The 23,152-nt window shown below is 41.5% G+C and carries 17 protein-coding genes and 1 pseudogene; 8 read left to right on the top strand and 10 right to left on the bottom strand.

Annotated elements, in window-relative coordinates; all coding sequences use genetic code 11:
- The first annotated feature begins 496 nt into the window (after positions 1-496).
- Positions 497-1,255, top strand: coding sequence for a choice-of-anchor K domain-containing protein (locus H6G97_RS12225; RefSeq protein WP_190940867.1), 759 nt, complete (start codon positions 497-499; stop codon positions 1,253-1,255).
- Between the two features lie 49 nt (positions 1,256-1,304).
- On the opposite strand, the gene H6G97_RS12220 is transcribed toward H6G97_RS12225, so the two are convergent.
- The 3 genes from H6G97_RS12220 to H6G97_RS12210 all read right to left on the bottom strand — a co-directional run bounded on the left by H6G97_RS12220 (position 1,305) and on the right by H6G97_RS12210 (position 3,893).
- Complete coding sequence (locus tag H6G97_RS12220; RefSeq protein ID WP_190940866.1) at positions 1,305-2,429, bottom strand: site-2 protease family protein; 1,125 nt, start codon at positions 2,427-2,429, stop codon at positions 1,305-1,307.
- 154 nt (positions 2,430-2,583) lie between these two features.
- Positions 2,584-3,417 carry a rhodanese-like domain-containing protein gene (locus H6G97_RS12215; protein ID WP_190940865.1) on the bottom strand — a complete coding sequence of 278 codons (834 nt, stop codon included), beginning with the start codon at positions 3,415-3,417 and terminating at the stop codon, positions 2,584-2,586.
- 56 nt (positions 3,418-3,473) lie between these two features.
- Positions 3,474-3,893 carry a DUF6220 domain-containing protein gene (locus tag H6G97_RS12210; protein ID WP_190940864.1) on the bottom strand — a complete coding sequence of 140 codons (420 nt, stop codon included), beginning with the start codon at positions 3,891-3,893 and terminating at the stop codon, positions 3,474-3,476.
- Positions 3,894-4,005: 112 nt separating this feature from the next.
- Here H6G97_RS12210 and H6G97_RS12205 point away from each other — a divergent pair, with 112 nt between their 5' ends.
- The gene (locus tag H6G97_RS12205) at positions 4,006-4,668 is read left to right on the top strand and encodes a LuxR C-terminal-related transcriptional regulator (protein ID WP_190940863.1); all 663 of its coding nucleotides are present in this window, start codon (positions 4,006-4,008) and stop codon (positions 4,666-4,668) included.
- A gap of 122 nt (positions 4,669-4,790) precedes the next feature.
- Here H6G97_RS12205 and H6G97_RS12200 read toward each other — a convergent pair whose 3' ends face one another.
- Entirely contained in the window at positions 4,791-6,503 is a 1,713-nt protein-coding gene (locus tag H6G97_RS12200; RefSeq protein ID WP_190940862.1) for a putative bifunctional diguanylate cyclase/phosphodiesterase, read from the bottom strand.
- A 532-nt stretch (positions 6,504-7,035) separates the two neighbouring features.
- Between H6G97_RS12200 and H6G97_RS12195 the strand changes: the two genes are divergently transcribed.
- Positions 7,036-7,707 carry a nuclear transport factor 2 family protein gene (locus tag H6G97_RS12195; RefSeq protein WP_190940861.1) on the top strand — a complete coding sequence of 224 codons (672 nt, stop codon included), beginning with the start codon at positions 7,036-7,038 and terminating at the stop codon, positions 7,705-7,707.
- A 395-nt stretch (positions 7,708-8,102) separates the two neighbouring features.
- On the opposite strand, the gene H6G97_RS12190 is transcribed toward H6G97_RS12195, so the two are convergent.
- Positions 8,103-8,786 carry a phosphorylase family protein gene (locus H6G97_RS12190; RefSeq protein ID WP_190940860.1) on the bottom strand — a complete coding sequence of 228 codons (684 nt, stop codon included), beginning with the start codon at positions 8,784-8,786 and terminating at the stop codon, positions 8,103-8,105.
- Positions 8,779-9,630: a ferritin-like domain-containing protein gene (locus tag H6G97_RS12185; protein ID WP_190940873.1), complete on the bottom strand. Its 852-nt coding sequence runs from the start codon at positions 9,628-9,630 to the stop codon at positions 8,779-8,781. Before H6G97_RS12185 ends, H6G97_RS12190 begins: the two co-directional genes overlap by 8 nt.
- Positions 9,631-9,779: 149 nt before the next feature.
- Between H6G97_RS12185 and H6G97_RS12180 the strand changes: the two genes are divergently transcribed.
- The 3 genes from H6G97_RS12180 (at position 9,780) to hpnH (ending at position 14,587) form a co-directional block, all read left to right on the top strand.
- The gene (locus H6G97_RS12180; protein ID WP_190940859.1) at positions 9,780-12,464 is read left to right on the top strand and encodes an efflux RND transporter permease subunit; all 2,685 of its coding nucleotides are present in this window, start codon (positions 9,780-9,782) and stop codon (positions 12,462-12,464) included.
- The gene (hpnA, locus tag H6G97_RS12175; protein ID WP_190940858.1) at positions 12,464-13,447 is read left to right on the top strand and encodes a hopanoid-associated sugar epimerase; all 984 of its coding nucleotides are present in this window, start codon (positions 12,464-12,466) and stop codon (positions 13,445-13,447) included. Before H6G97_RS12180 ends, hpnA begins: the two co-directional genes overlap by 1 nt.
- Before the next feature lie 120 nt (positions 13,448-13,567).
- Entirely contained in the window at positions 13,568-14,587 is a 1,020-nt protein-coding gene (hpnH, locus tag H6G97_RS12170) for an adenosyl-hopene transferase HpnH (RefSeq protein WP_190940857.1), read from the top strand.
- 421 nt (positions 14,588-15,008) lie between these two features.
- Here hpnH and H6G97_RS12165 read toward each other — a convergent pair whose 3' ends face one another.
- Positions 15,009-17,711, bottom strand: a complete 2,703-nt coding sequence (locus tag H6G97_RS12165; protein WP_190940856.1) for a type ISP restriction/modification enzyme — start codon at positions 17,709-17,711, stop codon at positions 15,009-15,011.
- A gap of 354 nt (positions 17,712-18,065) precedes the next feature.
- On the opposite strand from H6G97_RS12165, the gene H6G97_RS12160 reads away from it, so the two are divergent.
- A complete protein-coding gene (locus H6G97_RS12160; protein WP_190940855.1) occupies positions 18,066-19,262 on the top strand; it encodes a sensor histidine kinase in 1,197 nt (398 codons plus the stop codon).
- Positions 19,263-19,340: 78 nt separating this feature from the next.
- On the opposite strand, the gene H6G97_RS12155 is transcribed toward H6G97_RS12160, so the two are convergent.
- The gene (locus H6G97_RS12155) at positions 19,341-21,611 is read right to left on the bottom strand and encodes a RelA/SpoT family protein (protein WP_190940854.1); all 2,271 of its coding nucleotides are present in this window, start codon (positions 21,609-21,611) and stop codon (positions 19,341-19,343) included.
- 297 nt (positions 21,612-21,908) lie between these two features.
- Between H6G97_RS12155 and patD the strand changes: the two genes are divergently transcribed.
- Complete coding sequence (patD, locus tag H6G97_RS12150; RefSeq protein ID WP_190940853.1) at positions 21,909-22,262, top strand: heterocyst frequency control protein PatD; 354 nt, start codon at positions 21,909-21,911, stop codon at positions 22,260-22,262.
- A gap of 112 nt (positions 22,263-22,374) precedes the next feature.
- On the opposite strand, the pseudogene H6G97_RS12145 reads toward patD, so the two are convergent.
- Together H6G97_RS12145 and H6G97_RS12140 are read right to left on the bottom strand one after the other, a co-directional pair.
- A pseudogene (locus H6G97_RS12145) lies at positions 22,375-22,575 on the bottom strand (TetR-like C-terminal domain-containing protein); the annotation flags it as partial.
- A 239-nt stretch (positions 22,576-22,814) separates the two neighbouring features.
- Positions 22,815-23,033, bottom strand: coding sequence for a sensor histidine kinase (locus tag H6G97_RS12140; protein WP_338421671.1), 219 nt, complete (start codon positions 23,031-23,033; stop codon positions 22,815-22,817).
- Positions 23,034-23,152: the final 119 nt, after the last annotated feature.

Below are 23,152 nucleotides of genomic sequence, written 5' to 3'. Positions count from 1 at the left end.
ACTCTATTGCCTGAATTACCTTCTGGCGTAAGTCGTAACTGTAAGGTTTTGGCATGAGCTTTCCTTGAGCTGAACGCTTCATCTGTATCTAGTTTTACTTTACTCACTAATTATACTGTTTGTCCTAACCGCCTTGGCGCTTGCTATATGTCCTTTTTTATCCCTTGTGGTGATCCTTGAATTCGACCGATAGGGTGAAAAACAATAACATGATATCAACTTGACACTTTATTAGCAAAGCAAGTAAAGTAGCGATGTCTACAACGGGCTACGCCTACGCAATTACTATTTTAGTAATTACAAACTAATAAAACTTTTTAACCCAATCATAAAGCAAGCTTAATAAATGTAAATTCTTCAATAACTTTTTTATAAAAAATAGAAAGATTTTATAAAAAATATAATGAAAATGTTGGCATATTTTCCGTAAATTTACTAACGTAGACTGGAGACATAATTGACAGAAAGCTCCAGGATGAGAATTGAAACCTAAGTTATGAAACTAAGTTTGGTTTTTGCGACTGCTATATCTAGTGTTCTTGTAGCTGTAACCACAGGATTTGGTTTCTCTAGTCAAGCACACGCTTTAACTTTTGCTGGTATCTCTAGTGGGACATGGGGAGAACCTACTCCAGAAAGCACGGATACTAATCCCGTATACACAGGTGTGGGAAATAACACATTTACTTGGGGCGATTCTAATGTATGTCCACCAAGTGCAAATGCTTCTAATGGGTGTCAAATAACAGGTTCAAATAAACTTAACTTTAATGGAAACTCATTTTCAACTGGCATTGATTCTGAATTCAAAATAGGAGATTTAAGTTACTTTAACGGAACAGTACTTAAAGGTACAGCCGTTGAATCTGTACCTTTAAATATTAATGTATCCTTTAACCCTCTTGTTGGAATCAACGAAGTTTTTGACTTCAAATTGTATCTAGTAAATACGCCTAATAACGCAACAGCAACTCCTGAAGACAATGCAGACTTTGTATTTATAGACACAAATTTGAGTAATCGCATTTTCACCTTTGAAGGTAATAACTATACGCTTGAACTAACGGGTTTTAATCCAGACGTTAGTCAGAAAAGTGTTGAGGCCCTTGAAGGAGCCACAACTACCACAGCTGTTTATGCGAGAATCAAAACTATACCCGAATCTTCGCCAGTTGTGGGTTTATCACTTTTAGGGATATACCTGATATCTCGTAAAAATTTTGGGAAAAGAACTATTAAGAGGATAAAAATGTAGAGACGCGATTTATTATCGCGTCTCTACAAGGGTTTACCGTTTTTTGAAACTATGCAGGGTTCGGTTGAGTTCGGCTTTGAAGTAACTGTATAATTGCAGCTTTTTCTAAGATTCCAACTAGCACACCATTCTCACGAATTACGGGAAGCACAGATAGCTTTTGTTGTTCAAGTAGCTGCATAACTTCCAGCAGAGGTTGATTTGATTGGACTGTGGTAGATTCAGTAATTGGTCGCATAACTTCTTTGACTTGAGTTTCTGACCATAGTGCTGTGGGGATGGTTCGCAAATTATCAACTGCGATCGCACCTACTAATTGTCCATCATCATCAGTCACTAAGAACCGATGCCAGTTTTGCCCACTTATGACTCGCTCATCGGCAAACTCTCTGAGGGTAAGATTAGCAGCGACAATCGGGCTATCATGAGTCACTGCATCTTCAGCTGTCAAACCTGTGAGTTTTTCTTGCACTCTGGCAAACTGAGCCGCATTACCAGCATTTTGCAACAAGAAGAAGCCAATTAACAAGTTCCAGAAATTACCGAAGTTGCCAAATAATACTAGGGGAAGTACACCTGAAAGAATTGCTACCCAACCAAAGATTTGCCCAACTCTACTCGCAAAGGTTACACCTTTATAAGGATTACCTGTAATTTTCCAAACAAGAGCTTTCAGTATATTTCCACCATCTAAGGGCAAGCCAGGAATCAGGTTAAACAGAGCTAATGCCAAGTTGACAGAAGCTAAAACACCAAGGATTGCAGCTAACGGCCCTGATGCAGCAGTAGTAACACCAATCGCTGTAACGATACCGCAGAGTAGTAAGCTTACCATTGGCCCGGCGATCGCAACCCAGAAAGCTTCACCTGGGGTTTTCGATTCTTTTTCTAAACTCGCCAAACCGCCAAATATAAACAGTGTGATGGATTTGACATCAATTCCCTGACCAATCGCAACAAAACTGTGGCCTAATTCATGGGCGACGACAGAGGCAAATAACATCAGCGCTGTCATCAATCCTAGTAGCAAAGCTAATCCCGCAGACAATTGGGGAAATTGCGCCGCCAGTCCACTGCTATAGCTCCAAGTTACCAAACCCAGAACTAAAAACCATGACGGATGGATATAGAAGGGAATTCCGAAGAGATTACCAACGCGAATTGTGCCATTCATGTCGTTCACCTTTGATTTCAGCTTTGAGAAGTTTGCTTTTTTCCTTCTCGATGTCTCTAGTGTAACGAAAGGTTAAGAGATTTTAATCTTGATGACGGTAGTGGTGTCCGTCCGTAAAGGTGTGGTTATTGGTAATATTATCCAATAACTCTCACTACGTCTCGATTGGTACATCAGGCAGGCGACTCCATTCATTCCAAGAGCCATCATAATTGCGAACATTGGGATAGCCCAATAAATATTTCAAGATAAACCAGGTATATCCAGAACGCCCTCCGATGGCACAGTAGGGAAACACTTGTTTATCAGTCGTGATGCCTTTACTCTCATAAAGATTTTTCAATTCATTGAATGATTTAAAAGTTCCATCCTCGTTGAAAGTTAAAATATGTTCAAGATGCACTGCACCGGGAATATGTCCAGTACGTTCGCCTGCTTTTGGTGGCTGATTGAAAAACCACTCACCGCAGTATTCTTGCAGTGTTCGGACATCCAACAACACCCTATCGCTTTTACCTATCGATGCTTTAACTTCATCATGTAATACTCTCAGACTAGCATCAGTAGCTTTGACACGGTAATCAGTAGCAGAAAACGTGGATAACTCAGTTGCTAGCGGACGACTTTCTGATTTCCATTTTTGGTAGCCGCCATTGAGAACTCGTATATTCTCATGCCCAAAGACTTTCAATAACCAGAAAATCCAGGCTCCCGTTCCCGGATAACTGCCATAAGCAATCACTGTGGTGTCATTGGTGATGCCTGAACGTGCCATCAGCTTTTCAAAAGCGATCGCATCCCAATTCATCTTTAAATCCGGTAATAGTAAATCTCTAAAGAAGTTCCAGAAGACAGCACCAGGTATGTGAGCATTTTTGTACAGTTCGGGACTCGTATCCACTTCAATAATGCGGATGTTTGGATCGTTGAGATGATTTGCAAGCCACTGGGTATCAACGACAACGGACGGATCAGCGTATTGAGACACTTTTATTTCTCCTGTAATAGCGCGAAAATAATTGAAACTTGTGTTTCCGCAACGATTTAGTCTTGGTTATAGTTGGGAAATACGATGTGCGATGTGCGATGCACTAGGGTTGTGGAAATAGAGAATAAAGAAAAGCCGATCAATGGGTGAAACACTGCTAGAGGGAAAGAAGTCTGCAAATGAATTGTGAGAAATTGCAGTCCCAGTAGCACTGGCATACTTGCTGTAAGGTTTCGCACTCTTCGAGGAAAGGGAATTAAAAACACCCATACCAACAAAATTAGTGAGAGTCCGCTATATCCTCGCACGAGCCAAATATGTAGTTTCCACCAATCAGAGTTGTAAAAGTAAGCCAGTCCAACACTGAATATTTGGATTATTAAACAGAGATTGAAAAGCACTGCTGCGATCAAAAAACTGATTTGAATCCAGCGCCCGGATATCTGTGTGTCATCAATGCCAGAATTTACAGTCATAGTAAAGTAATCCAAAAAACCAAATAAAGGATTTGACTTGATGTGACTAAAGCTAAGATAGGTCTGGTTGCGATACTGCGCCTAGACCTCGAACGAGTACACTTTGCAAATCATGGTTGCCTTACAATCTCTATTTCATGGAATTGCTCAAGCTCAAGATGAAGAGACGTTGCGATCGCACATATCCGTAAAAATGAGTGAGTATTTTTCAGCTACACGATGCGGGCTGTTTTTCTTTGCCCAAATTTCTTTAGTTGACAGCAAGATTCAAAAAGCACTGCAAATTGCATTATCACCTCAACACAATCCAGTTGCACGCTACTTGCTAGAACGCCATGCCCCTGTTCATGAAGCTTTGGTAGTCGAACCTAAGACATGGAAGTTGATTTGTCCTCGTGCTGATCACAGGCACGTTATGGCAGGGCCAATTGTTAGCAATGGTGAATTAGTGGGTGTAGTAGGTTTGACGCGTCAGCAAGGAATGCCTGCATTTGATTCACAAAATCTTACAGATTTGAGTGCGCTTTGTCTACACATTTCTACTTGGGTGGCAATGGCGCGATTGCAACAACCACTATTACAGACAAAGCGTTTAACGCCTCGTGAAATGCAAATTGCTTCCTTAGTGGCTCAAGGACAAACCAATGCAGAAATTAGTGCTGAACTTTGGATTACTGAAAACTCTGTCAAGCAAGCCTTAAAAAGAATGTTTCGTAAGCTTGAGGTTTCATCTCGTGCTCACATGGTTGCAAAGCTTTCCACAGTTTTAAAATAAATGATCTTTTATGTCCTCATTAATCCCGGCTCTCTCTCCTTATCTCACCCTGCCCCCTGATAACGATTTCTATGAAAATTCAAGTGAAACGCTATCAGGGGGGTATTTTCTGGCTTAGGCATTCATGCTGTAATTATTTCCATCTGCTGAGAAGTTTTCTGCAACATCGGGGCAATTATATCAGCAGGAACAGGACAACTGAAGTAAAAACCTTGACCTTCATCACATCCCTGCATTCGCAGGTAGTCGAGCTGTTCTTGGGTTTCCACACCCTCTGCCGTGATACTCAACCGTAGGCTCTTCGCTAAGGCAATAATCGCATTAGTGACGGCAGCGCTATCAGGATTGGACATGACATCCTGTACAAATGACCGATCAATCTTGAGCATATTCACAGGAAAGCGCTTCAAGTAATTCAGGGAGGAATAACCGGTACCGAAGTCGTCTAAAGCCAACCATATACCCAGTTCTCGTAATTGTTTTAAGGTTTTAACTGATCGCTCAATGTCACCCATCAAGAAGCTTTCCGTTACTTCCAGTTCTAGATCAGATGCTTGGAGTCCAGTTTCCTCAAGAATTTGGTTAATGACCTCAACCAGATAAGGTTGTTCAAACTGTCGAGCTGACAGATTCACAGATATCCGAATTGGGGTAAAGCCAGCAAGCTGCCAAGCACGGTTTTGGGCGCAAGCAGTTCGCAAAACCCATTCACCAATTTGTACGATCGCACCATTGGCTTCTGCAATCGGAATAAACTTTGCTGGAGAAATCATACCTAAAGTAGGATGCTGCCAGCGAACCAACGCTTCCATAGCTGTAATGTGTCCGCTGTGTAAATCAATCAAAGGTTGATAATAAACCAGCATTTCGTTGCGCTCAAGCGCTCCATGTAATTCATTTTCTAATGTCAGTCGCTCCTGCAACTGAGTATTAATTTCTGGCGAATAAAATTGGTATTGGCTACGCCCTTGCTGCTTCGCCTGATACAGTGCTATATGAGCCTGTTGCAAGAGTTGATCTACACTATTGCGATCATTTAGTCCGTTAATTGTGATGCCGATGCTGGCGGTGATATGAATCAAGTTACCTTCTAGAGAAAAGGGTTTGCTTAGGGTACTCAAAAGCACCTGAGATAGCTTAATCACATTTTCAAAAGAATGAATCTCCATTTGCACAAGAGCAAATTCATCTCCATTCAAATGGGCAAGAATATGTGTTTGTGTTATGCAGGTTGATAACCTCTGGGCAACTGCTCTTAACAATAATTTTATTGCCTCATGCTCCAACCCATGACTTATAACAGTGAAATCATCAATACTTAGCAAAAAGACAGCTACAAGACGCTGGTTGTTTTCAGGTTTGGATAGAATTTCATAGAGGCGATCGCGGAATAAATCACGATTGGGTAATCCAGTTAGATCATCATAATTACTGATGTAGTGAATTAACTCATCTAATTTGTGAAGAGTTTGTGAGGTATCTGCCATCAATGTACCGGCTTCATCAGCAAATTCCGTAGGCAATTCAGGTAGGGTTTTGGTACTTAGATAATTTTGCAATGCAGCTGATGTCAAAATAACCGGTTTGAGGAGGTGGTGTAGGGCGTAGAGAGTGACGGCCGTACCCGCTAATGTAGCCAACAGAGCAATGATCATAACTCGGATCGCCATCTCTAAAGAATAGGAGTTTGAGATGACGAAACTCAAAAGTAAGGTCAAAAGCGGTACGTGAGTGCCCAAAAATGCCACCAACATGATTTTAGCGGTGTAACTTTTCTTGAGCCATCGGAAACGAGCTAGGAACGAGTAGAGGTAGAGGTTCTGATTGAGTTTCATAAATTCTGTTCAATAGTTGGCAAATTAGTTCCGAGCCATCCTGACAAAAGAATGTTTTGATTCACAATTCTGTTGAATTAGCTCTCATGGAACCCAACCTTGATAAGGTTATATATTTATGCTTCCCAATATAGTTTTCTACTTAATATCTATAACGATAAAGTTTTTGTAAAATTGCACCAAAAAAATCGTCATTTAAACCAACTTGTACTGATGATTATACTGTCAGTATTTATTAGTTTTTCTTCATCTGATATTAAAGCAAATATAGAATTCCGGCTGGTATTTTGAAAGCATACTGAGACTAAACCAGTTCTTGTCCCTTCTTGATTCTCATTTTGTGATAAATTCAGCTTAAGCTCTAAGCCTGATTTTGTGCAGCTTCTTAGATAATTGGCATTATTCGGATTTGCGTAAAAAGTCAATTTTATTGAGTAAATTATAAATATTTTTTAATTTTAGAGATTTTTTGATTTACTCGTATCCATAAAACTTTATTCTTAGAAATGTTGTTTATAGCGAGTCAACTTGTATGAGTAGCGAAAAAACCACAGAATTACCACTCTGGGTACAAGATAGAGATATCGTGATTGCTCATGATGAAGAAGTACAGTGGCGAGAAGGAAAACGCCCGGATTATTCTTACACCAATGAATTTCTTCATCAAGAGAGTAAATTTCAGCATCCAGAAGGTTCTTTAGAAGCCATAGCTCAAAACTTAGTCCGAAATTTTGAGATGGAAGCTTCTAATAAATCTAATCCTCAACAGTGGCTTTCGATTGTTACTGATAAGTTTAAGATGAGTACCAATGGAGGACAACAATACACTGCTGAGGATGTCGCGCTCGAAGGTACTTATAATCTCTTCCTGGGTGAAAGTGAGCAGTATAGCTCGGAAACAGAAACCTTTGAATCTTCATTTCAGGTTTTTCATAATGCTTTTCCTCATGGTTTTCTTTGGGAATTAACAGAAGTTCTTTCGGGGCCACCTAATGTTACTTTTAAGTGGCGGCATTGGGGAACATTTAATGGTTCCTATAAAAACTATGCACCCACAGGAGAAAGAGTAGAAATCGTAGGAATTAGTATTGCTCGCGTGAGTGATGATTTGAAGATTGAGTCTTTAGAACATTATTTTGATAATAATGTTTTTCTTCAGAAATTAACGGCAGGGGGTTGTCCCTTCCATTCCCAAAATCAGTAGCCCTAGCTTGGCTACACGAGGCAAAATCTGCCTTAAAAACTTTAGACTGCGTAGGTTAGTTTGCAATACAGTTCAGTTAAGCATTTCTTTATTCTCTCAGTGCCGCGCCAGTTGCTTCAAGTCGGGGAACCCGCCCAACGCACTGGCTTCTCTGCGTCTCTATGGTTCATAAAAAAAATTGACTTTGGCAAAGAGTTTTAGCCTTAGTTTTAGCCTTAACTGAACCGTATTGGGTTAGTTTGAGGACTGAAACCCAACATTTTCGGGCATTTGTTGGGTTTCACTTTGTTCAACCCAACCTACTATTATCCTTAACCCAAGCGTATTGTCATATAGATGATTTTTCTTCACTTATGAAAACTCCGGGTAAGTGTGCCATTAATTCTGCAACAAAATTATTGCCTATTACCAGAAAAGAGCCGATTTGTAACTTGCTCTAACACCTTTAATGCTGTTAATGAACCTCGAATCAGCCGAGTAGCAGCAAGGGGTTGTCGAAGCATTGCGATCGCTAAAGGGAAAGGCTTTAGGGAGCCATCAGAGTTAATTGCTGGTGTGAGATCGGGGATATTGTGCTGACAATCGTCGCTGACTACTCGCAGCATTGCTACTGCAACTCCAGCCGCATTGAAAAATTCTAAGGCGGTAAATCCTTCCATATCAACAACATCAGCCGCCAAAGTCTTACCTAAATGGCGTTTTTCGACCGCAGACCAAATCACGCGATCGCTTGTCAGACACTTGACTAAAGATACTTTTTGTGATTCTAAAAAGTGCAATTGTGTTGTAAAAGTGCGATCGCACTCTTGTTGCTTCCCCTGATAAATACAATCTTGATACAAGACAATATCGCCAACTGTGTAGCGATCGCTCAAGCTCCCACATATACCCATAATCAGCACTCTCGATGGAGCGATAAATTGTCCTTGTTGCAGATATTTGAGTAAAGGCTTCATCCCAACAGGTATGGCTACTACCGTTGGGATGGAGTCGGTAATGCCGCTTAATCCGCGACACACAGCTTTATATTCTGCTCCTTGAGGCACCAGAATTGTGTTAATGGGCAAAAAATTAGGCACTAGTCTCAATAGTTTCCAGTTTACGTTTGGGTATTAACTCCAAGGTACGGAGGGCGATATTAGCAAGTCTAGGTAGTAATTGCGGTCGGAGTAGTCGAGGATCATACTTGCTCATGCGGCGCTGATTTTCTGATAGACAAATGCTGAGAAATTTTTCGAATGTCAGGTCTTTGGTAAAAATGTCAGTACCGGTGGCAGCAAAGCCAGTCTTACTAGAGTCAGCATTGCCAAAGACGGCAATCAGATTGCTGAGTGCCTTGCCGTAATGCCAGAGGGTTTTTACGCTCCGTAGTGGGGTAAATCCTTGACCACGATGAATTTGTGTATATGTAAACCAGTTGACAAAAAAGACAATATGGCGTGTCTCTTCGTCTATGATCGGATCAAAGATAGTGAAGATAGACTCTGGAAAAACATTAGCTTCACGAGCGATCGCAAATAGCCCGTAAGCAAAGAAAGTATCCAGGCACTCTTCAAAGCCAAAGCGCGTAAAAATTGGCTCAATATTTTGGGGAACTTCAATAGGCTGACGTTCTGGTATTTCGATACCGTAACGGTCAATTAATGTTTGTAGTAGGCGGGCATGGCGCAATTCTTCCTTACCTTGAAGGGCGATCGTAGTTTGTAAAAGGGGATCACTCACCCTTGCTGCGTAACCACTAACTATTGCTCCGGCTTGTCGCTCTGCATCCAGAGCTTTCTCCCAGAAAGGGATACTGCGTAGGAAAGTTAAGGCTGTATCGTCCATATCTGGCCACGGAAGATTTTCAGGCTCGTATTCCCTGTAGCTTTCTATAAAGCTCTGGCAGAATAATTCCTTATGCTCAACAGAACCAAGTTTCATCTTGAAGTTTCCTTTTGTATTAAAGATCGGGTCATATCTGAGTGACAATAAGTAATATTGCTGTTTAGTTGTAACCAGAACTCGCAAACCGAAGGTGATTGCTGTAGCATGACTAAATAATTGTGTCACCCACACGATAATTTTCCAAGATGGTTAAGCTTAATAACTCCAAATCCGCACGAGAACTCTTCAATATTTCCAAATTGGCGATTCAATTTTCGTGGCTGACGGTGAGTTTTTGGATTGCCGTAACAGTAGCTGGCGTTCTGGCTTTCAGTTCTCTTAAGTATGCCTTGTTTCCAGATATTACTTTTCCAGTGGTGGTTGTGAATGCTACAGCCCCTCTAACAACTGCCCTGGATACAGAGACGAAGCTCACTAAACCCCTGGAAGAACGCCTCCGATCTTTAGAAGGACTGGAGAATATTCGCTCATCCACCTATCCGAGTCAAACTGCTGTTGCCCTTTCTTTCGCCGTTGGAACGAATTTAGAAACATCGACCAAAGAGGTTGAAGCTGCCCTCAAGCAGTTGACTCTACCTCAAGGAGCAACTTCCAAAATTATTCCCCTAAATCTAAACGAGTCAGCGGCCATTAGCTATGCCATAGAGAGTCCCAAGCGGAATCTTACAGATTTGACGAAGTTGGCGCAAGATGAGATTGTGAGTGCGATCGCTAAACTCCCAGGAGTCCTAAAAGTCTCACTATTGGGCGGTGCTACTGCAACTCCCCTAAATCCAGCGAATGTAAGTGCAGCAGCCATTCCCCAAGCAGGGGCAACATTAGTCAGGTTTAACGGTCAAGATGCACTCGCATTTCAGGTAATCAAACGCGGTGACGCTAACACCTTAGAAGTAGTGAGTCGAGTTGAAGAAGAAGTCCAAAGACTACGCTCTACCCTCAAGGATGTTAACCTCACCTTAGCTGCCACGCAAGCCGAATATATCCGCCAAGCTACCCAGTCAACAATCGATGCGCTGATGGAAGCCATCGTTTTGTCGATAGTGGTAATTTTTCCTTTTTTATGGAATTGGCGGGCAACTCTCATCTCTGCTTTGGCAATTCCAACATCTTTGTTGGCAACGTTTATCGTCATGGCGATTTTTGGCTTTAACCTAGAGACAATTACGTTGCTGGCTTTAGCTTTAGTCATTGGTAGTGTCATCGATGATGCAATTATCGATGTCGAAAACATCATGCGGCATATTGATGAGGGGGAAACTCCCCGCCAAGCCGCCTTTTCAGCTACAGATGAAATTGGCTTAACAGTTATCGCCACCACTGCTACAGCAGTAGCGGTTTTCTTACCCATTGGTTTGATGGGAGGAGTAATCGGACAGTTCTTCAAGCCATTTGGGATCACAGTTTCAGCAGCCATGATTGCTTCGACATTGGTTGCTCGTACATTGTCACCAGCCTTAGCTACCTACTGGTTAAAACCTGCTACTTTAACTCCCCAACGCCAAAAAGCCAACATCTGGGGGAATTTTACCCAATTTTATAGAAACTTACTTAACTGGTCTTTAAACCACCGCAAAACAGTCATTGCACTAGCCATACTTAGCTTTGTTGCAGGTATGGCACTGAGTCTATTCATTCCCAAAGGGTTTATTCCTAAATTAGATCGCGGTGAGTTCAATATTACCTATACCGCACCCTTGCCGGCTATTCCAAGTGGAGCAGAGGGACAGGCGAGAAATTTCAATCCCCAGTCTCCAATCCCCAATGCCTCATTCCCCATCCCCAATCCATTAAACGATTCTCTAGAGGTTGCCAAGAAACTAGAAGATGTAGTGAGAAAATCTCCAGTAGTGGAAACAGTGTTTACTACTGTTGGTTCTCGTGAGGGTGAGCCAAATAAAGGTACGCTTTATGTGAAGCTCAAGGAAGACCGCAACATCAAAACGGGGGAAGTACAAGACCAATTACGTTCGTCTTTGCCTAATCTGCCTGGTGTGAGTACTAGCGTCGAAGATATTCAATTTGTTGACACTGGTGGACAAAAACCTTTACAGGCATCACTACGAGGCGATAACCTCCAAAGCCTCAGCAAAGCTGCCAAGGCAATTAAAGAGCGGATCGAAAGATTACCGGGATTTGCTGATGTCACTGTGACAAGTGAAACAAACCCGCAGGGTACAGTTTTTCAAATTGAGCGGCTCAACAATCAAAGAGTAGCCTATATCAGCGCCAATCTGGGCAAGGATTTGTCTTTGGGTAGTGCCACAGACCAATTAGTAGAGGAAGCAAAAGCAGTGTTACCTGCTGGTGTAACTTTAGACTTGGGAGGAGATTCTGCCCGTCAAGGTGAAGTCTTTAGTAGTTTTGGTACTACTTTGCTTTTATCAGCACTGTGCATTGTCGTAGTACTAATTTTGCTGTTTAAAAGCTGGATAGACCCGGTAGTTATTGGTGTTTCTTTGCCCTTATCAATTGTCGGTGCCATGTTGGCTTTACTCTTCACCAAAAGTGACTTTGGGATGATATCGCTAATTGGCTTCGTATTTTTGTTGGGACTAGCAAACAAAAATGCCATTTTACTGGTAGATTACATTAACCAACTCCGCAAATCTGGCTTAGACCGCACAGAGGCAGTTCTGACGGCAGGGCCAGTGCGCCTTAGACCAATTATGATGACCACTGCCTCCACACTTTTAGGAATGCTACCGATCGCCTTGGGTTTTGGTGCTGGTTCGGAATTGCGATCACCTATGGCCGTTGCGATCGCAGGTGGACTAGTAACTTCAACTATCCTCAGTTTGATAGTTGTGCCGGTAGTATACACCATTTTGGATGATTGGTTTCCCCGATTTAAGAAGAGGGGGGCAGCTTAATGCAAGCTTTTGTCACAGGAGGTACGGGTTTTATTGGTGCCCACTTGGTACGGTTGTTGCTGCAACAGGGTTACACAGTCAAAGCACTGGCACGCTCAAGCAGCAATTTGGAGAATCTCCGCGGTTTGGATGTGGAAATTGTTAAAGGCGATTTGAACGATCCAAATCTTTGGCAACAGATGGCAGGTTGTCAATATTTATTTCATGTGGCAGCCCATTATTCCCTCTGGCAAACAGACCGAGAATTACTGCATCGTCACAATGTTTTGGGTACGCGCAATGTGTTGGCAGCCGCTCGTAAAGCTAACATTGAGCGCACCGTTTACACAAGTTCAGTTGCGGCAATTGGGGTAGGATCATCTGGGGAAGTTGTCGATGAAAGACATCAAAGTCCCGTAGAAAAGTTGGTGGGTGAGTATAAAAAGTCTAAGTTTCTGGCTGAACAAGAAGCCATGCAAGCCGTTGCTACAGGTCAGGAGGTAGTTATTGTCAATCCCAGCAGCCCAATTGGGTCATTGGATATCAAACCTACCCCTACAGGTGATATAATTCTACGGTTTTTACGAAGGCAAATGCCTTTTTACTTGGATACTGGTTTGAATTTTATCGATGTGCGTGATGTGGCATGGGGGCATTTACTGGCTTTGCAGCGAGGGAAATCAGGCGATCGCTATATCTTAGGTCATCAAAACCTCAGTTTAAAGCAACTACTCGAACAACTCGCCGATATCACAGGTCTAAAAGCACCTCACCAAACTGTTCCCGCTTGGTTGCCCCTTAGCGTTGCCTGGGTTGATGAAAAGATTCTTGCCCCCCTGGGAAAATCGCCCTCAGTGCCATTGGATGGCGTTCGGATGGCGAAACAACCTATGTATTATAATGCTACAAAAGCTGTCCGAGAATTGGGTCTACCTCAATCTTCGCTGAACGCTGCACTCAAGGAGGCTGTGGATTGGTTTGTGGCTCAGGGTTATGTCAAATGAGAAATATAGCAATTAATGTGTAGATGGAATAGGCAGTAGGGGCGCACAGATGTACTCCCCTACGAAGGTTTTATGTTTTCCTGTGGTGTATTTATATCTAAAAGAGGAGCGATCGTAACAATGGCAGTTAATCTACAACAAGCGATGGATATTGGGAAGTATCTGGTTACGCAGCGTTTGAAAGGGCGTAAACGCTTCCCCTTGGTATTGATGTTGGAACCTCTTTTTCGTTGTAATTTAGCTTGTACTGGTTGTGGTAAAATCCAACATCCAAAGGAAATTTTAAAGCAAAATCTCACTCCCGAACAGTGTTTTGCCGCAGTGGAAGAGTGCGGCGCACCGGTTGTCTCAATTCCTGGGGGAGAACCTCTGCTACATCCCCAGATTGATGAGATTGTCCAGGGATTAATTGAGCGCAAGAAATATATTTACTTGTGTACCAACGGTTTGTTATTAGAAAAGAGTCTGGATAAGTTTCAACCTTCCCCTTACCTAACTTTTAGTGTGCATTTGGATGGGATGCGGGAATTGCACGATCAATGTGTCGATCGCAAAGGTGTTTTTGATATTGCTGTCAAAGCCATTCGCGCCGCTAAAGCTAAGGGCTTTCGTGTCACCACTAACACCACCATCTTTGAGGGTACTCAACCCCAAGATATGCAAGAGTTCTTTGACTTTCTGGAAACACTAAATACTGACGGGATGATGATTTCTCCTGGTTACAGTTACGAGTGGGCGCCAGATCAAGATCATTTTCTCCACCGCGAACAAACACGCGCCCTCTTCCGGGAAATTCTGGCTCCATACAGAAGTGGCGAAAAAAACTGGAACTTCAATCACAATCCGCTCTTTCTAGATTTTCTCACAGGTGAAAAAGACTACGAATGCACACCTTGGGGTAGCCCTAGTTATAGCGTTCTCGGTTGGCAAAAACCTTGCTATCTGCTGAACGAAGGTTATTACTCTACTTTCAAGGAATTACTAGCACAAACTGACTGGAGTCAATATGGCCAGAAGAGTGGTAATCCCAAGTGTGCCGATTGTATGGTTCACTGCGGTTACGAACCCACCGCCGCGATGGATGCGATGCAGCCGCAAAATATGGCGCGTGCCCTTGGTAGTGTGTTTGGCAGGAGTTAGTAATTCGTCATGACGCTCGATAGCGTAGCGTTAGCGACGTAGGAGCGTCTGACTCGCTACCGCTACGCTAACGTAATTCGTAATTATGTTTTGTGACGCAATACAGTTCACAATGAGCAACAAAACCCAGATGTAGAGACGCGATTTATCGCGTCTTAAAAAACCAATCATCTACACCAATAACCCTGAACCTAAGCGTATTGTTTTGTGACGGGGTTTTAATCCCCGTCACAAAACAAGCTGTTTATATAAATTGTGGTAAGTAAATGGGCGTAAATAAATATAATATGTTCCGTCATTGCGAGTGAAGCGAAGCAATCGCAAAGTCTCTGGGATTGCTTCGCTTCACTCGCAATGGCATCTTATATTTAATCATGCCTACCTACTTATCAGTTACTGAAAAAGAAAGAATCGGCTACACTTAAATCTGTTGAATAATCTGCATTGTTTCCACGCTGACGGTGCAGACTCTTTGTAATAAATCTATTACCTGTTCTTTGTAATCTGCAAAGCGATATGTATTGAATTTTTCAGCAATTGTCGGGTCTTTAGGTTTCTTTTCTTTGTATTGATCTAATATCCACTCTAAAGCACAACGGTTGCCAAGGCGATATTCCCAAGCAATTTTGGGGACACCTTCTAGGGTTGTGACATCATCTAAAATAATGGTTCCATTGGCTGCATCGGCTTTGAGTTTTGCCTTTGGTATCCTATTTGTAGCGAGAGGTAAATCAATTCGTTTTAAAGGATAGGGTTCGACAGTTTCATAATTGATGTGCAAATCCATCAACTGTTTACCCCAGTTAACCCATTGATGAAAATCATCATAGAAGGATATGCGGGGAAACTCTCGTTTTAGGTTGAGTTCGTATTTGGTGCGATAAGCGGGATTGTGCAAGACTGCGTAGGTGTAGTGGAAAATATCTAATTTGCTAATTGTGGAGTCCTTGTAATGGGTTTGAAATTGGGTTAATCCCCAGTCGGTGATATTGTCGATGCGGTTTCCATCTTTATCGTAATAGTAGAGAGAAAAACACTGAGTTTTCTCAAGAAAATCAAGACAGGTAATCTGATTTGTCATTAGGCATTGAAAGGGTTTTGATGCACCAATTCCAGGCAGACAAATATAGTAATTATTTTCATCTTTTTTGTAAATACTAAACCATTGATAGGTTCTACCATTAAAGTGTTTATCAAAGTACAGTTTTTCTTTATAAAAAGGTCTGTAGAGGCTGGATTTGAGGTTTGCAGCATCAAAATTTTTATTTATTCCTCTTTTCAAATAACTTATTAAATCTTCATCCCATTTGATTTGTTGCGAAACTTCATCACCTTTATGAGCTAACTGATGTTGATAAACTTTGACAAAGTACTTCATTTTATCAGTTAGATTATGCTCACATAAATCATATACCCATTCATCTCTTTGGGTTGCAACTCCTCTAGAAAATAACTTAAAAACTGCTTCCTGTACTTTGCCAGCTTTTACATCTTTATCAACTAATGGTAAAAGATTATCAAAATCATTATCTGTCTGGTTAATCCAGTTATGATTTTTATCCGGTGTAATATGTTCAAAATGAATATCAGTAAATTTAGTTTCAGCTAAAAATTTTAACTTTTCTTCTACTGTATCAAAATCTGGGCGGCGAGTATGAAATATTTTGCAAGGTGTACCGTTATTTACTTGCCTCTTTATCATAAAAATAATCGCAACTCCAGTTTGAATACCAAAAACATTATGTGTCGTACCTGATAGCTTAGGATTTTTCCTAACGTCTCCATGCAAATCAACAATATAAATATCACTAAATTCATCACTAACAACTTTTCTAAGTCCGTCGAATGTTCTAGCATCAATAAAAGATGAATTAGTAATAAATGCTAAAATTCCATTGTGACTTAATCTATCAGTTGCCCAGCGAATAAAACGAGTATACATATCATAAACAACAATTTTATTCTGAGCTTTACTATATTTGATGTAAGTATTTTTTATTAGCTTATCTATTGCTCCATAACAACGATTAGAATTATTGTCGTTAAAATTTTCTTGTTTAGCATTATATGGAGGATTACCAATAATTACTGATATTTTACTTTCATTTTGCCGTTTAATTCGCTCTGTATTCTCTACACTCATAGCATTTTTATTAACTAAATAATCTACACTTTCAATCATGAAGCGCACAATTTCATTTGGCGTGTAAACAATACCTAGCCTGTCAGCCGCTTTCGGATTATATGCTTTATAGAAGTTCTCATAAAGCACTTTTAAAAACTTCTGCTTTTCATGATGATTGTAAATATTCGCAGCAGTTCTTCTAATAACTCCATAGTAACGTTCAATAGTACCAAGAGTATTCTTTTTAGTGCTACCTGTAAAAAAGGTATCGATGATAGTTTTTAATTCACGAGCAATATTATTTTCTCGATGAAACTGAGACTCATTAAAAATGCTGATAAAGATATCTTCAGTTAAAATATGCTGAATCATCATTTCTCTAACATCCAGCAAAGTGACTTCAGGATTAATTGATTCTTTGCAGATACCCCAAAATTTAGCCCTCGCTGTTTGAAAAGCTGCGTTTGTTTCGATTTGACTATCAATTAAGTCACGCAAAGCATTTAAAACAGTCGGTAAGTCTTGCTTAAAAGTTTCAATTGCCTCACGAAAATCTTTAACTTCTGGGCGAACATAATTTATAAAATATGTAATTATCCCATCCAGCGCGTCAGCATCTTTCATCGGGACGCGCATAGTTTCTTGTCCACCCTGAATTAAAACTGCTGTTTGCGAGTCTTCAAACAGAATGTTACTATCTGGATAGCCTTTTATGAGCTTTTTCTCAATTTCTTGGTCTAAATTGTCATATTCATCTTTACTTTCCCAGTAGCCCCAATCTAAACGCAAAGCATCTTTAACAGTGCCATCTGGATAAACAAGTCTGCCACTAGGTGTTTTATAATCTAATTCAGGGATAAGCCTAAATTCTCTAGGTTTGCAATATTCATTAACTAAGTTTTGAAATGCAACCCGAATCGATGTTTCCTTACGTGAACCGCCATATTGGATAATTCTTTCTACTTCTGTGTGATATTGACTAACCAGAAGTTTGGACATACTTTATCAAACTTTTATAATTTTCTAATCTGCCCAATTTAGCTGCTATATCACTTATATAACCTCAGTTTAAATACGAAGAAAAATTCTAGTTGTTTTGGGATGTCCGTAAAAACTAAGAGACGCGATTAATCGCGTTTCTGCAAAAGATATCTATATAAATACACTCAAAATTTTAATGGTCTTGAGTTTTCGTATTATGTCTGTCACACAAACCGTTTTGTGAAGCGATCGCTTTAGCGTTGATAGTGAAAGAAGCCGTCATTTCTATCTTATGCTAGGTGCGAACTTAACATCAGCCGTACTAATCTACCCCTATTGGAACAGGCTTCGCTGTGTTTAGTTGAGCAAAAGATGGATTTTAGTCAGACTCTAATTGCAAAAAGTGATGCCATTCTTGATCAATGGGTAGAAGCAGTTTACCAAGATCAACAAATTGAAGCTACTAATGAGCTTACTTTCAAAGCTGTACGGGATAGCTTACCCCGCGTTTTGAAAGCATTAGCAACAGTACTTTCTGAATCTGAAACAAGCGATTTGCAGACAGTAGTAGATGCAAGTTTAGAACACGGCACACTTCGTGCTGAACAAGGATTTGAACCAGCAGAAATTGCACGCGAGTATCGCTTACTGCGGTTTGTGATTTTTTCTTTTTTAGAAGAAGATTTATTACAGGGATCTGCCCAAGAGGTGTTGAGAGCTGTTCGCCTAATTGATACAGTAATTGATGAAGCGATCGCTCGTTGTTTTAACAGTTACACCCAAGGAAGGCTGCAAGAGCTTGAACAACTCCAAAGTCAGTTGCGGTTGACTAATCAAGAGCTAACTCGTTTGGTTCGCGCTAATAAAGATACCCTCTCTCATTTAGCTCATGAGTTAAAAACGCCTCTAACTTCAATCATTGGTTACTCAGACTTATTTCTGCGCCAGCATCGTGAACAACCGGAATTTAAGGACACGTATTCAAATATTGAAAGTATTGAGCGAGTTCTCAGGAATGGCAGGCTTCTTCTGCGCTTAATCAACGATACTCTCGAAATTTCTCGTTATGATGCTGGAGCGATGAAATTACACCCCACTCTCACTAATGTACCTGAGTTAATAAATTCAGTTATAGAGATGATTGAGCCGCTAGCGCGTGCTAAAGAATTATCCTTAGTTGTAGATTGCGATCGCGCTCCAGAGCAAGTTACCACAGATCCACTCCGGCTTCAGCAAATTCTCACAAATCTGCTGAGTAACGCAATTCGCTACACAGAATTTGGTTCAATTCATTTGCAGTCCTGGACGGTATCTCAACAGCAATGGGCTATCTCCATTATTGATAGTGGTATTGGTATTTCTCTAGATGCTCAAGCACAAATCTTCAATGCCTATTTTCGGGAGATAACTGTTCCCCAAGTGCAAAGTTCTGATGGTACAGGATTAGGTTTAGCAATAGTCTCTCGATTGGTTCAGTTAATGGATGGTGAAATTAAAGTAGATTCACAGTTAGGAAAAGGGTCTACATTTACAGTAATTTTGCCATTAGAAGCAATTGTCCAAGGCTGAATATTTCAGCGAAATTTGAAATTAAAATCGCCGCTTAAAACGGTGCGTTAACGAAGTGTAACGCACCCTAACAATCACCTACTCGTCAATTTGACCAACGCGGCAGATATTCAAAATGTCGCTCATTTTCTTAATTTGGACGAACACTTGCTCTAATTGCGAGCGATCGCGTATATCTATTCCTAAGTCTATCAATGCAGGTTGACCAGCACAGGTTTTCACCTGAGCATGGCGGACGTTGATCCCTTGGTCACTCAACCGTGACAAAATATCTTTTAGCACTCCTACGCGATCCAGGGCTTCAATTTGTACATCCACTGGGTACGTATGCGGACGACCACTATTTTCGGCGACTGGGTTCCACCTAACTGGTACTAAGCGCTCATACTCCACAGTCTCCAGATTATGGCAGCCTTGGCGATGAATTGAGATCCCCCTACCTCGCGTTACTACACCAATAATTGGTTCGCCAGGAATCGGAGTACAACACCCAGCTAGATAATACACCAAGCCCTCCACCCCAACAATTGGCGAATCACTGGCGCGAGAAGTCGTTGGAGGTGCATCTCGCAAAGCTTTTGATGTACTTGGTTCTTTGGGGATAAATAGCGGCACTGTAGAAGCTGGTTGTTGCCCCTTCGCCACTTCTCGCCAACGATTTAGCACTAGGTTTAACGTAATTTCTCCATAACCCAAACCAGCGAGTAAATCTTCCACGCTATGGTAATTACACTTTTGGGCGACAGTCTCCATTGCATCGGACTTCAGCAGACTATCAAAACCAGTTTTACCAAGTTCCTTTTCTAACAACTCCCGCCCACGGGCGACATTTTCTTCCCGGCGCGATCGCTTGTACCATTGTTTTATCCGATATTTTGCCGCCGAAGTTCTGACAAAGTTCAACCAATCTAAACTCGGATGGCAGTTCTTTTGAGTTAGAACCTCTACAATGTCACCATTGTGGAGCCGCGTTGACAGTGGAACCATTCGCCCATTCACCCGCGCCCCTGAACAGTGATTTCCTACTTCGGTGTGAATCCGATAAGCAAAATCTACAGTCGTGGCACCGGGGCTTAAAGGAACAACATCCCCCTTAGGGGTGAAGACATAGACATCATCTTCAAATAGATTATCTTTGACGCTATCAAGATATTCTTGTGCGTCCTTGAGATCAGTTTGCCATTCTAGCAGTTGTCGCAGCCAAGTAAACTTGTCATCTGTACCTGTCAAATGGCTAATACTAGAACCACCTGTTTCTTTGTACTTCCAATGGGCGGCAATCCCATACTCGGCGATATGATGCATTTCGATTGTCCGAATTTGCACCTCTAAAGGACGGCCAGTTAGTCCAATCACCCCAGTATGTAACGACTGGTAACGGTTAGGCTTTGGTAGCCCAATGTAGTCTTTAAATCTCCCAGGAATTGGGCGAAAAGCATCATGAACCACTGCCAACGCCCGATAGCATTCCTCATTGCTTTGAACAATAATCCGCAACGCTGCCAAATCGTAAATTTCATGAAATTCCTTTTGCTGGCGGTGCATTTTTTGGTAAATGCTATAAAGGTGCTTCGGACGACCGCTAATATCCTGAAAGCGGATTCCGGCTTGCTGCAAACGCTGTTGCAACATCTTCGTAGCTTTAGCCAATTTCTCTTCTCGCGCCGTCCGTTTCTCGGAAACATACTCCTGCATTTGGCGAAAAGCTTCCGGTTCCAAATACTTAAAAGCCAAATCTTCCAGTTCCCATTTTATCCGCCAAATCCCCAACCGATTGGCTAAGGGCGCAAAGATATCTCGCGTTTCCTGGGCACTGCGGCGGCGGCTGGCTTCTGACATATATTGTAAAGTTCGCATATTATGCAAACGATCTGCCAATTTCACCACAATTACCCGAATATCTTGCGCCATTGCCAAAAACATCCGCCGGAAGTTTTCCGCTTGACTTTCGGTTTTGCTGGTGAAATTAATCTTAGAAAGCTTGGTGACACCTTCGACCAATTGCCGCACTTCAGGGCCAAAGCGTTCTTCTATTTCTTGGCTTGTAACTTCTGTATCTTCAACTACATCATGGAGAAATCCAGCTGCTATCATAGCAGCACTACCTCCCAAGTCACGCAGCAATTCAGCCACAGCAATGGGATGAGCAATGTATGGTTCTCCCGATTTGCGATATTGACCTTGATGCAGTTGGTAAGCAAATTCAAATGCGCGACCAATTAAGACCGCATCACTATGCCTTCGGTCATCTTCAGCCGCGCCGTTACTTGTCGATGATTCCTTCAAACATTTCTTTAACCATTCCGGAATGGCTAGATCAACTGATGAATTTATAGCTAGACTGCTCATAGAATTAGGTTTGGATAGGATCGGTAGATTAAGTGAATGATAAATAAAAGTGGCAACATCACAGTAAGAAGATGCTGTCGCCCAGAGACGGGTAGAAAAAACAGTGTAAGGATGATTCTCGCATTGTCAACGGTAGGCATCCAGTTTGAGTTTCAAGGATCATAAAGAAAGAAAATTCCTTGATGGCAAACAAAGCCTCAAATAACGATTTGAGGCTTTTAGTGCTAATAAGTCTTTAAGAAAGTTTATTGTAGAAGAAAAATTACTTGACATTAATACTATCTTAACTAGCACTGGATGTCTTTAAACCGTGAGAAATATCTGGCACTCGTAACCTTACTAGAGCAATTACGCTCCGATGCCACAACTACCCAAATTGTTGCACCCGAACTGCGGCGGCGTGTAGCCTCATTGCAGCAATTCTTTGGGCAGCAGATTGTGCCTTTGGCTGATGAAAACTGGCGAGTTCAGTCTTATCAAACGGAGATGAGCAAGCAATTGCGCCTGTTGGAAATGGATGTAATGTTTTTCCAAGGAGCGCGGCAAGCATCTACTGCACAAACGAGACTTCAAACGATTAGCGATCGCTTGACAACCCTCATTCAATATTGTGATGCCATTCTGCAACCAGAAGCGGAGGGAGAAAAATAACAATTGTTCACCTTTTTCTCTAATTTCTCCATCATCTCATTTATGACCTATACTGAAAAGTTATTTTGCTAACAAGTTGGGAATAGGGAATGGAGAAGAAGAATACCCAATCCTACTCCCCACTCCCTACTCCCTTCATCAGAAGATTCATGGTGCGGCGCATATATGCTTCTACTGGTTCGGTTATGGGTTTGAAGATTAGTGCATAATATAGTGACCCGCTCACAAGGTCGATAATTAAGTCCACATCTGCATTTTTGTCAATTTCGCCTCTAGACTTGGCACGCTCAAGTACTTTAGCAAAGGCTTCACATCGGAGTTTTGTATATTTTGTCCAGTAAACCTCGGCAAACGGGGAATTGCTGTGTAACGCCCATAGATCGTCGTTTTACCAACTCCAGCACGGGAAGCGATCGCATCCCCATGTGACAGGACTTAGGCACAGTCTACGAATTCTCGGCGCTCTTGGCGGTTCGATAAATTAAGCTTTTTAGCAATTTTTGCGTAAGTTCTATATAAAATTAAGTAAAAACACGCATATTATATTTTTTATTAGTACACAATGGGTAACTCAATACTAAATTCAGTTCCCCAATCTGGATCAGATATCACATTAATTCGACCATCATGGCTCTCGATAATTTGGTAACAAATCGATAATCCTAATCCTGTTCCTTTGCCAACTGGCTTAGTAGTGAAAAAGGAATTAAATATCTGATGCTGAATCTCAGTAGGGATTCCGCTACCGTTATCCTTGATACGAATTCTAATGTAGCGATCGTTTAGTTTATCTATGCCCTAGAAGAATAAAGTTTCGTACCTGACCAAAGAGGCAAGGAGCAGGTAGCAGGGAGCAGGGGAGAAAAATTCTGGAATTACCCTGCCATCTG

The sequence above is a fragment of the Nostoc flagelliforme FACHB-838 genome, assembly GCF_014698065.1.
GTDB classification, from domain to species: Bacteria; Cyanobacteriota; Cyanobacteriia; order Cyanobacteriales; family Nostocaceae; genus Nostoc; species Nostoc flagelliforme_B.
The sequence above is the reverse complement of the archived record's forward strand: the minus strand, read 5'-3'. Positions and strand labels throughout refer to the sequence as shown.

Bases quoted from the DNA above. Each gene is read 5' to 3' on its own strand.
- H6G97_RS12200 (WP_190940862.1), bottom strand. From the start codon at position 6,503: ATGAAACTCAATCAGAACCTCTACCTCTACTCGTTCCTAGCTCGTTTC.
- H6G97_RS12210 (WP_190940864.1), bottom strand. From the start codon at position 3,893: ATGACTGTAAATTCTGGCATTGATGACACACAGATATCCGGGCGCTGG.
- hpnH (WP_190940857.1), top strand. From the start codon at position 13,568: ATGGCAGTTAATCTACAACAAGCGATGGATATTGGGAAGTATCTGGTT.
- H6G97_RS12155 (WP_190940854.1), bottom strand. From the start codon at position 21,611: ATGAGCAGTCTAGCTATAAATTCATCAGTTGATCTAGCCATTCCGGAA.
- hpnA (WP_190940858.1), top strand. From the start codon at position 12,464: ATGCAAGCTTTTGTCACAGGAGGTACGGGTTTTATTGGTGCCCACTTG.
- patD (WP_190940853.1), top strand. From the start codon at position 21,909: ATGTCTTTAAACCGTGAGAAATATCTGGCACTCGTAACCTTACTAGAG.
- H6G97_RS12225 (WP_190940867.1), top strand. From the start codon at position 497: ATGAAACTAAGTTTGGTTTTTGCGACTGCTATATCTAGTGTTCTTGTA.
- H6G97_RS12165 (WP_190940856.1), bottom strand. From the start codon at position 17,711: ATGTCCAAACTTCTGGTTAGTCAATATCACACAGAAGTAGAAAGAATT.
- H6G97_RS12185 (WP_190940873.1), bottom strand. From the start codon at position 9,630: ATGAAACTTGGTTCTGTTGAGCATAAGGAATTATTCTGCCAGAGCTTT.
- H6G97_RS12180 (WP_190940859.1), top strand. From the start codon at position 9,780: ATGGTTAAGCTTAATAACTCCAAATCCGCACGAGAACTCTTCAATATT.
- H6G97_RS12195 (WP_190940861.1), top strand. From the start codon at position 7,036: ATGAGTAGCGAAAAAACCACAGAATTACCACTCTGGGTACAAGATAGA.
- H6G97_RS12205 (WP_190940863.1), top strand. From the start codon at position 4,006: ATGGTTGCCTTACAATCTCTATTTCATGGAATTGCTCAAGCTCAAGAT.
- H6G97_RS12220 (WP_190940866.1), bottom strand. From the start codon at position 2,429: ATGAATGGCACAATTCGCGTTGGTAATCTCTTCGGAATTCCCTTCTAT.
- H6G97_RS12160 (WP_190940855.1), top strand. From the start codon at position 18,066: ATGGATTTTAGTCAGACTCTAATTGCAAAAAGTGATGCCATTCTTGAT.